Source organism: Muriicola marianensis (genome assembly GCF_014638095.1).
GTDB classification, from domain to species: domain Bacteria; phylum Bacteroidota; class Bacteroidia; order Flavobacteriales; family Flavobacteriaceae; genus Muriicola; species Muriicola marianensis.
This window is the reverse complement of record NZ_BMFH01000001.1, coordinates 2,157,337-2,170,679: the sequence shown is the minus strand read 5'-3', so window position 1 is coordinate 2,170,679 and position 13,343 is coordinate 2,157,337. Positions and strand designations below refer to the sequence as shown.

General features: G+C 49.0%; 11 protein-coding genes. 5 read left to right on the top strand and 6 right to left on the bottom strand.

Features of this window, described 5'->3' with window-relative positions; translation table 11 throughout:
- Both IEV19_RS09870 and IEV19_RS09865 read left to right on the top strand, forming a co-directional pair.
- Window positions 1-900, top strand: a complete 900-nt coding sequence (locus IEV19_RS09870; RefSeq protein WP_188370484.1) for a GyrI-like domain-containing protein — start codon at window positions 1-3, stop codon at window positions 898-900.
- Between the two features lie 78 nt (window positions 901-978).
- Window positions 979-1,902, top strand: coding sequence for a metallophosphoesterase (locus IEV19_RS09865; protein WP_188370483.1), 924 nt, complete (start codon window positions 979-981; stop codon window positions 1,900-1,902).
- 36 nt (window positions 1,903-1,938) lie between these two features.
- On the opposite strand, the gene IEV19_RS09860 is transcribed toward IEV19_RS09865, so the two are convergent.
- The 4 genes from IEV19_RS09860 to IEV19_RS09845 form a co-directional block, all read right to left on the bottom strand.
- The gene (locus IEV19_RS09860) at window positions 1,939-2,667 is read right to left on the bottom strand and encodes an energy transducer TonB (RefSeq protein WP_188370482.1); all 729 of its coding nucleotides are present in this window, start codon (window positions 2,665-2,667) and stop codon (window positions 1,939-1,941) included.
- 157 nt (window positions 2,668-2,824) lie between these two features.
- Complete coding sequence (locus IEV19_RS09855) at window positions 2,825-4,408, bottom strand: Gfo/Idh/MocA family protein (protein WP_188370481.1); 1,584 nt, start codon at window positions 4,406-4,408, stop codon at window positions 2,825-2,827.
- Window positions 4,405-4,899, bottom strand: a complete 495-nt coding sequence (locus tag IEV19_RS09850) for a DoxX family protein (RefSeq protein WP_188370480.1) — start codon at window positions 4,897-4,899, stop codon at window positions 4,405-4,407. Before IEV19_RS09850 ends, IEV19_RS09855 begins: the two co-directional genes overlap by 4 nt.
- A gap of 167 nt (window positions 4,900-5,066) precedes the next feature.
- A complete protein-coding gene (locus tag IEV19_RS09845; RefSeq protein ID WP_188370479.1) occupies window positions 5,067-6,329 on the bottom strand; it encodes an aminotransferase class V-fold PLP-dependent enzyme in 1,263 nt (420 codons plus the stop codon).
- A gap of 95 nt (window positions 6,330-6,424) precedes the next feature.
- On the opposite strand from IEV19_RS09845, the gene IEV19_RS09840 reads away from it, so the two are divergent.
- Genes IEV19_RS09840 through IEV19_RS09830 form a run of 3 tightly spaced genes read left to right on the top strand, consistent with a single transcriptional unit; the run spans window position 6,425 to window position 9,321 of the window.
- Window positions 6,425-7,741 carry a gluconate:H+ symporter gene (locus IEV19_RS09840; RefSeq protein WP_188370478.1) on the top strand — a complete coding sequence of 439 codons (1,317 nt, stop codon included), beginning with the start codon at window positions 6,425-6,427 and terminating at the stop codon, window positions 7,739-7,741.
- A 4-nt stretch (window positions 7,742-7,745) separates the two neighbouring features.
- Window positions 7,746-8,210 carry a RidA family protein gene (locus tag IEV19_RS09835; RefSeq protein ID WP_188370477.1) on the top strand — a complete coding sequence of 155 codons (465 nt, stop codon included), beginning with the start codon at window positions 7,746-7,748 and terminating at the stop codon, window positions 8,208-8,210.
- Between the two features lie 10 nt (window positions 8,211-8,220).
- Complete coding sequence (locus IEV19_RS09830) at window positions 8,221-9,321, top strand: D-TA family PLP-dependent enzyme (protein ID WP_188370476.1); 1,101 nt, start codon at window positions 8,221-8,223, stop codon at window positions 9,319-9,321.
- A 38-nt stretch (window positions 9,322-9,359) separates the two neighbouring features.
- Here IEV19_RS09830 and IEV19_RS09825 read toward each other — a convergent pair whose 3' ends face one another.
- A complete protein-coding gene (locus IEV19_RS09825; protein ID WP_188370475.1) occupies window positions 9,360-9,737 on the bottom strand; it encodes a HEPN domain-containing protein in 378 nt (125 codons plus the stop codon).
- A gap of 65 nt (window positions 9,738-9,802) precedes the next feature.
- On the bottom strand, window positions 9,803-13,336 hold the full coding sequence (nifJ, locus tag IEV19_RS09820) for a pyruvate:ferredoxin (flavodoxin) oxidoreductase (RefSeq protein WP_188370474.1): 3,534 nt from the start codon (window positions 13,334-13,336) through the stop codon (window positions 9,803-9,805).
- Window positions 13,337-13,343 lie beyond the last annotated feature (7 nt).

The window sequence follows — 13,343 nt, the reverse complement described above, 5'->3', positions numbered from 1 at the left end:
ATGAAGAAAGCGCTTATCGCACTTACCTTCCTGATCGCAGGAGGAATCATCGCTTACCTCTTTATCTATCCCTATGACTACCTGGTGACCCTTGAGGCTAAGGCCAACAGGGGAACAGTCAATCAGATCGTAAAATTATGGAACACCAGTCTTGATGACAGCAGTATTGAAGCCGGGGCCAACCTGGAGGAACTCCGTCAGACTCTGCATTTTGGGGATTCAACCCACATATACGACTGGAGGATCTCCGCAGTAAATGATTCCGTCTCAAAGATCAGGGTCTTTGTAAAGGACAGTGCCCATAGCTTTGCGAACAAGCTCAGGGTACCATTTTACGACACTGATATTGAAAGACGGACCGAGAATAGCCTGAGGAACTTTGCCGACCTCCTCGCGAACCACATTGAAAATATCCGTGTACGTGTCGAAGGTGAGGCCGAACTTGATTCTACATATTATGCCTTCGTCCACAACAAGACCACCCAATTCGGCAAAGCCGGTGGGATGATGCGTGATTTTCCCCTCCTGGACCCATTCCTGGTCAATAATGGGGTAGAACTCAATGGCAAACCTTTCATTGAAATTCTAAAGTGGGACAGGGAAAAAGACAGTCTCGAGTTCAATTTCTGCTATCCCATTGTCAGGAATGACAGTCTGCCTCAACACCCCGATCTGAAGTACGGATATCGCAAACCTGTGCGGGCGATCAAGGCGATCTACAATGGTAATTACATCACTTCAGACAGGGCCTGGTATGCCCTCCTGGACTATGCCGAAAAAAATGACCTTGAAGTTACAGGCCTCCCCGTAGAGATTTTCTACAACAACCCTAATATAGGTGTGGATGAGATCAGTTGGAAGGCTGAGGTGTTTATGCCCCTGGCTGATCAGCAAGAATAAATTAGATCGATTAGCCTGCCTGATCCCCGGGGGAGATGGGGTCTCGCATTTTTTTCGATATTAGTGGAAAATTGATCTATGTCTTCCAATTACCGGCTGAACAGGGCCTATAAAAATGCCAAGACCGTTCTTTTTGATGACCAGTCGAAGTTCATCTTTTTCAGTGACTGCCACAGGGGAGACAACAGTTTTGCAGATGATTTTGCGAATAACCGAAACATCTACTTCCACGCCCTGAGGCACTATTTCAAAGAAGGTTTCCAGTACTGTGAACTCGGGGACGGGGACGAGCTTTGGGAAAACATAGAGTTTGAAGATCTTTTCGAGGCTCATAAGAATGTTTATCTGCAGATGCGAAACTTCTATATGGGCAACAGGCTTCATATGATCTGGGGAAACCACGATATGGTCTACAAGGACCCTGCATTGGTCAGGAAAAACCTGGCCAGCTATTTTGATCCGATTGATGAGAAGGACAAGCCCCTTTTTCCCGAACTGGAGTTCCATGAAGCACTCATTCTGAAACACAGAGACACCGGGCAGGAGATCTTTCTGCTGCATGGTCATCAGGCCGACTGGTGGAACTACACTTTCTGGAGGTGGGGCCGATTCCTGGTACGCGTCCTTTGGAAACCCTTACAGGTGTGGGGAATCGCGGATCCGACGAGTCCGGCTAAGAACTACAAGGAACTTATCAAGGTAGAACGCAGGATAAAAAAGTGGATCCTTGAGAATAATTCCATCCTAACCATCGCAGGACATACCCATCGTCCCCGGTTCGCGAACCCGGGTGAGATTCCCTTCTTTAACGACGGTAGCTGTGTTCACCCGCGAAGTATTACCGGCATAGAGATCTCCGGCGGGGAGATCACCCTGATCAAATGGCATATTTCTACCAAAGAAGACGGAACCCTTCAGATCGTAAGAGTCGTGTTGGAAGGGCCAAAAAAATTAAAGGAGTACGATAAAAAAAGACCCTCCTCAAGATCTAGCCCCACCTAGACCTGCTCTATGAGAAGGATCTTTTTGAATTATACCTTAGGGTGTCTGAATCACAAAATTGATTGGAATACTGTACGGAACGGATACCGGCCTGCCTCTTTGCTCTCCAGGTTTCATTTTAGGAAGAGAAGCGACGATTCGGTGCGCTTCTTTCTCCAGGTTCTTGTCCGGACCCCTCATTCTGATATTTCCGATATTTCCTTTGGAGTCGATCACAAATTGAACAAATACGCGTCCCTGTATACCTAGTTCAAGAGCGGTTGGAGGATAGGTGAATTCCTTAATGATGTGTTTTTGGATCATTTCCTGGAAACAGGCCTTGCGCTCCTCATTACCTCTGGCAGACTCACAGCCCGGAAACACCGGGACATTCTCAATGACCGCGAAAGGAACAACGATCTCTTCTTCCTCTTCCCCGACTTCCACATCATCGACATCTATAACTTCCTCAATAACAGCATCCTGGCTTGTCTCTGTACTTTCAATAATGGTTTCTTCAACCTCCTCAGTATCCTCAACTACTTCGATCACTTCAGGAGCTGCAGGAGGAGGAGGGGGAGGGGGTGTCTTGATCATCTCTGTAACAGGAACATCCTCTTTCAGATCGTCGACAGTCTGAACCATTTCTCTTACTACCTCATCTTTGGGATAAGATTTGTATTCAAGGGCACGCCAGGTAAGGAACAAAACAACAGTCAGCCCGATAACAAAATACAGGCCACTATTTCTATTTAAATCGGCTTTTGGATTTTTTTTGACTTGCATGACATTAAATTTTATACCCTTAATTTAGACCCAATGCCAAACTTTAACTATGACATTTGTCAGTTTTGGGGCTCATCACCCTGAATTCCAGTGAATTCCAAAAAAAAACCTGCTGAAAAGCAGGTTTAATTGATTTAATGCGATGAACCCCGGGTCATCAGGTACTGGAGAGAAGGACCTGATCCAGATCAATATCGTCAATAGGAACGATCTGTTCAGCCACAGGATCCCATTCAATACGGCGGCCCAGTTTATAGGCCAACCCTGTCATATGGGCTGTAATAGCCTCCTCAAACCCTTCCTTGATGCCGCAGCTCAGGGTTCCCCCGTTGCGGATAGCACTGAGCCATTCCCTGAGATGGAGATAGGTTGAATTCACCCGTACCCCGTCAATATAGGTCCACATCAGGCCTTTGTCTGCAAAATACTGAGAAGTAGCTGAAGATACGGCATCCGGAACATTGGCCCCCGGATTGTAATGATAGATGGGGACATTGGGTTTCATCTTCCCGGTTTCCATCAACTCTGCGTATTTTGTAGATCCACTGTCGGGCCAGATCGTGAGGTTATTCCCCAGTTCCATTGAGGCATCATGTCCCATCAGGATGGTCGGCCTGTTGAATCCATTGCCAAGGGTGGCATTATAGGTAAAGGTCATCCCTTTTTCCTTTCCGGGAGCCTGAGTGCTACCGGTACTGAAATCCGGGAAATCCATGTTTACCTGGAGAACATCTGGTACATTCCTGCCATCATTGTGTGTGTAAATACCTCCGGAAGCCGTGATGTATTTCGGAATCCCCATATTGAGGACACAGTTGAGTCGGTCGTAATCATGTGTCAGCAAGTCACCGGACAATCCCGATCCATAGGCCCACCATTTCCTCCAACGGAAAAAGTGATTCTTGTTGAATGGGATTTGCGGAGCACTGCCCAGGAATTGCTGCCAGTCGATGGTCTGCTCACTGGCCTTATCATGAATATCGTAGTTCCAGGCACCGTTGTCGTCATTCCTGTTGGTGAAGGTCTGTACCACGGAGACATGGCCTAATACCTTTTTGTCAATGATGTCACTGGCAGTCTGGAAGCTCAGTGTCTGCCTGTGCTGGTGACCTACCATGAGATGGGCTTTGGAATTCCTGGCGGCATCCCTGAGCCTGTAGGTCTCTTCTATGGTGTGTGTCATGGGTTTCTCCACATAGACATGCACGTTGTTTTCCAGGGCCTCAATGGACATAGGCGCATGCCAGTGGTCCGGCGTGGCGATAATCACGGCATCCACCTCCCCGCTCCGGATCATCTCCTGATAGGTATCATACCGCTTTACCTGGTGTTCTGCAGTGGAAAATGAGGCAATGGCGTTTTCCGCCCTGACATCGAAGATATCGCATACTCCTGCAATCCTAAGGTTCAGTTTTTCCTGCTCCAGAAATTCCTTGAGCTGAGTATTTCCAGTTAGGCGTTCCTCTTCCTTCATCTGTTCGATCCATTCCTCTGTGGCAAAGCCCAAAGCCCTGCATAGTTGTTCACCCCTGATACCGAAACCTATAATGCCTATGCGGATGGGATCACCTCCTATCTCTGGAAGGGCCGATGGAAGGGTCGGTTCAATTTTTAGCATTTCGAGGATCTCCGTGCGGTCCTTACTCTTGACTAGCGCATTTGCCGCCCCGGCCCACCAAATGGAGCCGAGGATGGGTAATCCTCCTAAGCCTTTTAATATGTCTCGTCTGGTCCATTTCATGATTGAGGGGTTTTAGCGGGTTTGGGTTCTTTCTTAAACAGATAGTTCAGGCCAAAATAGGAACTCGTCGGGATATGGTATAGTACCCAGAGGGCACCTATTTCGATCAGGTTCTTGTTCACGAACCAGTAACTGCCCTCCACATTGCGCTGTTCCAGCCAGGGGAAAGGTGGATGGGCAAAATAGTACATGGCCAGGAGGACCATCCCTGCGATGATACCCCATTTTTCAAAAATCCCGAGGACCAGTGTCACCCCGACAAAGATCAGGACCAGTGTATTCAGGGTATCTACCCACCCTATTACCCCATCGCCTGTAAGGGCAATAAACAAGGATTTAAATGGCCCCTGGGCTGTGGCCAGGTACCCGAAGGCCGTCCAGTCCGGATTGAACAATTTGATGACCCCTTCATACAAAAAGTGCCACCCTATGAGAATACGCAGAAAAACCACGCTTTTAAGCAGTGATTCCCTTTGAAGTAATTCAGTCATTGAGTTAAATTTTTGGTTATAGTAATTATTTCTGATGAATCGGGAGAACCCTTTTTTTAAACAGTATAAAACGATCAAAACTAAAGGCTATACCCTTCATTTTCTATGATTAATATCAGTTTTATGGCAGGAATTTATGGACTTTGGTCATATCGTCTTACCGTGAATCATATTCTGGCAGCCATTTCCTTCATGGCCTCTATGAACGTATCGAGTTCCGCAGTTGTCGTATAAACATTCGGTGTGATCCTGCAGCCCTTCACGTTATCCTGGTCTATGGCAACGGTAAAGATCCCGAATTCATCAAACAGGGTTTTGGCCAGGTCAGCTGGCTTCATATGGGCAATCCCTATATTGGCGATCCCACAACTCCTGTGCATTTCCAGAGGTGTATTGATGGTGATATGCTCTGTTTCCCTGAGCGCATCACTCCAGTATCGCTGCAGGTACCTCAACCTGTTCTCCTTCCGCTCCATTCCAATAAGTTCGAGATAGTCTATAGCGTCATTGATTGTGAGGTCTGTGTGTACAGGGTGCGTCCCGATGTGATTCAGCCTGCCGATATCATCCGGTTCACGGTGGTGTTCGGCCAAAAGGGGCCAGATCTTGGAGATATTCTTTTTGGATACGTAAAGGATACCGGCACCCAGGGGAGTACTCAGCCACTTGTGGAGGCTCGACCCGTAATAATCGCAGTTGAGCTCTTCTATATTTACCCTGATGTGGCCTACGCAATGGGCTCCGTCTACCATCACCTCCACCCCATGTTTGTGTGCCATATCACAGATCTTCCTAACGGGCAGGATCTGCCCTGTAATATTGACCATATGGCAAATCATGATCAATCGGGTCCTGGGGGTGATCACAGATTCATACAGGGACACGATCTCCTCGTCATTTTCAGGATGATTGGGCAGGGATATCGTCTTATTCACTACCCCATACCGGTCTGCTATCAACTTGAAATGTTCCCGCATCGCCCCGTAATCCTGTACGGCAAAAACCGCCTCATCTCCTTTTTCCCAGGGATATCCCCCTATGATCATATCGAGAGATTCAGTCGTGTTTCTGGTGATGATCAGCTCTTCAGGGGAGCAACCCACCAGATGAGCCAGTCTGGCCGCGATCCGTTTTTTGTTATCCCACTGCACGGTACGCATATAGTAGGATCCCTCGTAATTCACCTGCTCGATATGCCTGTGAAATTTCTGGATGGTAGGGATAGGGGCGATATTGTAATATCCGTTCTCCAGATTGATGTAATCCGGTTTCAGGGCATAGTCGAGGCGAATCCTCTGCCAAAACTCTTCCTCATCCTCCAGGTCATAAGAACCCCTGTGTTCCAAATCCTTTCCGCTAAGGGTCAGGGGAAGAAAAGGAGTAGCCAGGGCAGCCTGGCCCATCCTGCGCAAGAAAGTGCGTTTATCCATATTGGCCGGTTTCCTTTACAAGATAAAAAAATGATCCCTTAGTTCTGTTCAAAATGGTATATTTAGTAACTCATCCGCAAGCTTAAATCCGGTCGATGCCCTTATTCATTGTTATTATCGGAATTCTCATCCTGTTCCTGCTTATCGCCTGGTGGAAACTCAACCCCTTTATCGCCTTTATTCTCGTTTCCCTCTTCGTGGGGATAGCCCAGGGGATGGATCTTATCCGGGTGGTCGATTCCATACAGCGGGGCATTGGCAATACGCTTGGTTTCCTGGTTATCATTTTAGGGCTGGGGGCCATGTTGGGAAAACTGGTAGCCGACAGCGGTGCCGCACAGCGGATTACCACTAAATTGATCGCGCGATTCGGGATCAGAAATATACAGTGGGCAGTGGTACTGACGGGCTTTATTGTCGGGATCCCTATGTTCTACACAGTTGGCTTTGTGATCCTGGTCCCCCTGGTTTTTACGGTAGCAGCGGCAACGGGTCTCCCCTTGCTTTATGTGGGTTTGCCCATGCTTGCCTCCCTTTCGGTAACTCACGGATATCTTCCCCCGCATCCTGCTCCCACAGCTATTTCTACCATGTTCGGTGCAGATCTGGGGCGGACTCTGGTCTACGGTATCATTGTAGCGGTTCCGGCTATCATCCTGGGCGGACCCATCTTCTCCCGCACCTTAAAACACATTGAAGCGACACCCCTAAAAGAGTTTGTAAATCCACGGCCCCTGTCAGAGGAAGAAATGCCCGGTACCGGGATCAGTATCCTCACGGCCCTGATGCCTGTCGTCCTGATCGCCATGGCTACACTTGCAGGGTTATTCCTTCCGGAAGGACTCTGGATCACCAAGGGATTGAACTTCTTAGGCAACCCCGTGATCGCCATGCTGCTGTCTGTGATCTTTGCCATCTTTTCCCTGGGCCTCCTCAGGGGAAAAAAAATGAAGGAGCTGATGGATTCGGTTGGAGCCTCCATAGCCGGAATTACCATGGTATTGCTCATAATAGCCGGTGCAGGTTCCCTTAAAGAGGTCCTTATAGACAGCGGAGTGAGCGAATATATTGCAGACCTCCTTAAAGGATCTTCGTTCTCTCCCCTGCTGTTGGCCTGGATCATTGCCACAGTGATCCGGGTCTGTGTGGGGTCTGCCACCGTGGCCGGGCTTACAGCTGCCGGGATCGTGCTGCCAATGATCGAGACCACGGGGGTTAGCCCGGAACTCATGGTCCTTGCCATTGGGTCGGGCAGCCTGATGCTGTCTCATGTCAACGACAGTGGATTCTGGCTCTTTAAAGAGTATTTTAACCTGTCAGTGAAGGATACCTTACGCAGTTGGACCCTTATGGAAACTACCGTTGGAGTAACCGGGCTGCTGGGTGTTCTCGTTTTAAATCAATTTGTATAACACTATGAGCAAGCTACCCTCACAACGCATCAAGGACCTTGGGTTGATATTACCTCCTCCGCCTCCCCCCGCCGGCCTTTATAAACCCGTCCTGGTCATAGACGGATTCCTTTATGTCTCAGGTCAGGGTCCGATGAAAACCGACGGGACCTATATAACAGGTAAGGTTGGAGATACGATGAGCCTGGGAGAGGCCAAACTGGCCGCAGAACAGGTTGGCCTTACCATGCTTTCAATCATCAAAGCCCATTTCGGGGAGATCGATCGGATCAAAAGGCTGGTCAAGACTCTGGGGATGGTGAATTCTACCCCGGAATTCGACCAGCATCCGCTGGTGATCAATGGATTTAGCGAGCTGATGTCCGACATTTTCGGGATGGAGAACGGAGTGGGGGTCCGCAGTGCTGTGGGCATGACCCTTCCCGGACAGGTGGCTGTGGAGATCGAAGCCATGTTTCAACTGCATTAAACACCCTGAAATGCAAAAAAGGCCCTGGTATAAGATCGAAGAGGAAGAGAAGGTGGCCAGTCCCACCCTCCTGGTTTACCCTGAACGGGTTGAACAGAATATCAGGACGATGATCGAGATGACGGGCGGAGCTGAGAAACTCAGGCCTCATGTGAAGACCCATAAGATGGCCGAGATCATAGAGCTTCAATTAAAACACGGAATCACAAAATTCAAATGTGCCACGGTGACCGAAGCGGAATTGCTTGGCCGGTGCAAGGCGCCTGATGTGTTGCTGGCCATGCAACCTGTCGGCCCGAATATTGGCAGATACCTGGATCTTGTGGCAGAGTATCCCGATACAGCATTCTCCACTCTTACAGACCATGAAAGCAGTATTGTTCAAATAGGGACACAGGCGCGGGAAAGAAGTATAAAAGTGCCTCTTTATCTCGACGTGAATGTGGGCATGGACCGAACCGGAATAAGGCCTTCGGAAAAAGCCCGATCACTCTACAAGATGATCTCTGAACACGATTGGCTGATCCCGGCGGGGTTACACGCTTATGACGGCCATATCCGCAACCCTGATATAATTGAGAGAAGAAAGGTATGCAACGCTGCCTTCGAAGCAGTTGCTCAAATGAGGACTCAACTCGAAAAGGCCGGGTTTCCTGTTAAGGAGGTCATAGCCGGGGGGTCCCCTACTTTTCCTATCCACGCGAAGCGTGAAGGAGTCATCGCGAGTCCGGGTACTACCCTTCTCTGGGACGCCCGATACTCAGAATCCTTTCCGGACATGAACTTCCAGGTGGCGGCCGTACTGCTTACCCGGGTGATCAGCAAGCCTGCAGAAAGTATCTTTTGTCTCGACCTGGGACATAAGTCGGTAGCCCCGGAGATGGATTTCCCAAGGGTGAGGATCTTCGGTATGGATCATGCAGAGCAGGTCGGGCAGAGCGAAGAACACCTGGTGCTTAGAACCGATGACACTACAGATATTCCTATTGGGGAGGTGTATTATGCCATTCCCATGCATATCTGCCCAACTGTAGCTAAATATCCGGAGGCCCTGACCGTTGTAAACGGAAGGGTTACCGGAACCTGGAAAGTGGCTGCCAGGGATCATTAGAATGGTCTGAGATCCCCTACTGCTTCTTTAATCGCAGGTTAGTTGATCACCTTTTCCTTTCTCAGGAAGGTATCCAGCCTGTTGGCTATTTCAAAGCATCTGCTCACCTTCTCCACACCCTGACAGTATTTGGAATCCATGTTTTCATACTGGCAATTGAAGCCGGCGAGGTTCACTTCTTTAAAATTCCCATTGAGCTCTACGCATTGTTTATAAAGGAAGTCCAGAGTATCCTCTTTTTTAGTCTCGATACCACTGCGCAACAGATAGCCTCTGAGATAGTTCTGAACGGCGATCTGGGCGTTCTTACAAACCAGAAAAGAGACAACATCCTCCTCCGGCCTGTACAGTTCCCTGTTGGCTTCCTTCATTTTTTCCACGGCGATCTCAAAATAGGGGTTTGCTAAGGTTTCCATGATTTCAGTTTTAAGTATTGTACAATCGCATAAGGCTCCCCCTGAGATTTACAGGGGGAGAACACTTACATATTTCTAAATAGTTCGAGGCGTTCCCATTTTGTTTCTACCTCTTCCTGGGCCTGTTTTAAAAGGGTTTTACCCAGTTCGGGATTTTCCTTGGCTACCCGGGTAAAACGGGTCTCCCTGTACATAAAGTCTTCGAGCGGTCTGCTGGGTTCCTTGGAATCCAGTTTGAATTTCTTGCCTTTGGGTTTGGAAGGATCAAAGCGGAACAGGGGCCAGTAGCCTGTTTCCACGGCTCTTTCCTGGTGGAGTGCTCCTTCTTTGAGGTCGTATCCGTGCTCCCCGCAATGCGAATAGGCCACTATCAGGGAAGGTCCGGGATAGGCTGCTGCCTCTTCTATCGCCCTGAGCGTTTGCATATCCTTGGCGCCAAGGGCGACCTGGGCTACGTAGACATTTCCGTAAGAAATAGCTTGTAATGCCAGGCTCTTTTTGCCGGTCCTTTTACCGGAGACCGAGAATTTGGCGCTTGCACCCAGGGGTGTTGCCTTGGAGGTCTGTCCGCCGGTATTGGAATACACCTCAGTGTCGAGGACCATGATATTGATATCTTCGCCGGAGGCAAGTACGTGGTCTACTCCGCCATATCCAATGTCATAAGCCCATCCATCACCTCCCAGGATCCACACCGCCTTTTTACGGAGGTATTCGGTGAGATTTAACAATTTGGTGGCTTCCGGGATCTCTTTGTTTTTAAGAAGGATCTCCCTGAGTTCATCCAGTTGCCTGAACTTCTCCTTGCGTTGCGCCTCATCCTCCTCCGGGTTGTTCAGAATGGCCTCAACCAATTCCTTTCCAACGGTATTTTCCAGAGACTTAAGCAGGCCTACGGCAATTTCCTGCTTCTTGGACAGGGCCAGTTTCATACCAAAGCCAAATTCGGCGTTGTCTTCGAAGAGGGAATTCGCCCAGGCAGGTCCCCTGCCCTCCTTGTTGGTCTTGTAAGGAGTGGTAGGCAGGTTTCCTCCATAGATGGAAGAACAACCCGTGGCATTCGCGATCATGATACTGTCCCCAAATAGCTGGGTCAGCATTTTGATATAAGGCGTCTCCCCGCATCCCGAACAGGCACCTGAAAACTCGAACAGGGGTTCGAGGAACTGGGAACCTTTGATATTAGTGATCTGCAGTTCGGAGCGATCGTAATCCGGCAATTGGGTAAAGTAGTTCCAATGCTCATTTTCAACAGTATCCACATCGAGTTTTCTGTGCATGTTGATCGCCTTGAAATCGGGTATCTCCTTGCTTTCTGCCGGACACACAGCTACACAGAGGTCACAACCGGTGCAGTCTTCCGGTGAGACCTGCAGAATATAAGATTCCGTTTCACTGGTAAAAGGTCTGCCTTTGGCAGGTACCCTTTTCAGAGTGTCCGGAGCGGAAGTAAGATCCTCATTGGGAACAACCTTTGCCCTGATGGCTGCATGCGGACAGATCGCCACACATTTATTACACTGCGTACAGATGTCTTCCCCATCCCAGATCGGGATGAAGTCGGCTATACCCCTTTTCTCATATTGGGTAGTTCCCATTGGGAAGGTCCCATCAATTGGGAAGAAACTCACTGGAAGCTCATCTCCCCTGCCGGCAAGGATTTTGCCGAGGACCTCCCTGACAAAAGGATCAGGTTCGCCACTCATTATGGATTTCAACCCTCTTGTATTCGTGGTCTTTTTAGGATATTCCACTTTTTCGAGGTGTTTCAGGGCGGTGTCAACCGCCTTGAAGTTCATCTTCACTACCTTTTCGCCTTTGTGGGAATAAGACTTCACGATGGCATTCTTGATCTTCTCAATGGCTTCTTCCCGGGGGAGTATCCCTGAGATCGCGAAGAAACAGGTTTGGAGTACCGTATTGGTGCGTTTCCCTAGTTTAGCTTCGTGAGCCACCTTGGTGGCGTCTATCACATAGAAATTCAGCTCGTTGTCTATGATCTCCTGTTGCATGATGCTGGGCAGTTGGTCCCAGATCTCATCTTTGGAATAGGGGGAGTTCAGCAGGAAGGTCCCTCCTTTTTTAATATGCGACAGGACATCGTATTTCTCGATAAAATTGAACTGGTGACAGGCGATAAAATCGGCTGTATTGATCAGGTAGGACGAATAGACGGGATCTGGCCCAAATCGCAAATGGGAAATGGTCTGAGCTCCTGCTTTCTTGGAGTCATAAACAAAATATCCCTGCACATAGTTATCGGTTGTTTCTCCAATGATCTTGATGGAGTTTTTGTTCGCCCCTACGGTACCATCAGACCCCAGGCCGTAGAACATACAGTTGAAGGTCGTCTTTTTCGTTTTGAAGACCGGGTTGTAGTCCAGGCTTGTATGGCCCAGGTCGTCCTTGATCCCAATGGTAAAATGGTTCTTGGGTTCTTCTTTAAGCAACTCATCATAAATACCTTTGACCATGGCGGGATTGAACTCTTTGGAAGAGAGACCATATCGACCACCGACCACTACCGGCATTTTTCGCTGGCTTTCCACAAAAGCGGTAACCACATCAAGATAAAGGGGTTCCCCGAGGCTTCCGGGTTCTTTGGTCCTGTCGAGTATCGCAATCTTTTTAACCGATTCGGGCAGCTGATCCATAAAATGCTTCATGGAGAAAGGCCTGTAAAGCCTGACAAATACAGCTCCTACTTTTTCTCCCTGTTCTACCAGGGTATCCACAGTTTCCCGTACGGCTCCTTCTCCTGAGCCCATGATGATAATTACGCGCTCGGCTTCCGGATGTCCTATATAATCGAAGAGATTATACCTGCGGCCGGTATGGGTGTAGAACTCATCCATTACCTCCATAACAGCCTCAGGAACCTTGGCGTAGTGAAGGTTAGCAGCTTCCCTAGCCTGGAAGAATACATCCGGGTTTTGGGAAGTCCCTCTTACTACCGGATGGTCTGGATCCAGGGATCGCTTTTTGTGTTCCGTGATCTTATCATCCGGCATCATGGCTTTTATCACCTCATCCGGGATGTTGTCGATCTTGGAGATCTCATGGGAGGTCCTGAAGCCGTCGAAGATATTCAGAAAAGGCACCCTTGTATGCAGGGTAGCCACCTGAGAGATCAGGGCAAAATCCATGGCCTCCTGTACAGAACCTCCAAACATCATTGAAAATCCCGTTTGCCTGGTCGCCATCACGTCTGAGTGGTCACCAAAAATTGAAAGGGCATGGGTAGCTACCGTTCTTGCCGCAACATGGATCACTGCCGGCAGGAGCTCCCCTGCAATCTTATACATGTTGGGGATCATCAACAGCAAGCCTTGGGAGGCCGTAAAAGTGGTGGTAAGAGCACCGGCCTGCAAAGACCCGTGAACGGCACCGGCAGCGCCTCCTTCACTTTGCATCTCCACAATCCGGGGAACATTGCCCCATATATTCTTTTGCCCTTCCGAGCTGTAGACATCCACATGCTCACCCATGGGCGAAGCTGGGGTAATCGGGTAAATGGCACAGACCTCATTGGTCTTATGAGCTATCCTTGCGACGGCCTCATTGGCGTCGCAGATCAGCTTTGGAAATTCTTTTTTCATGGTGTCC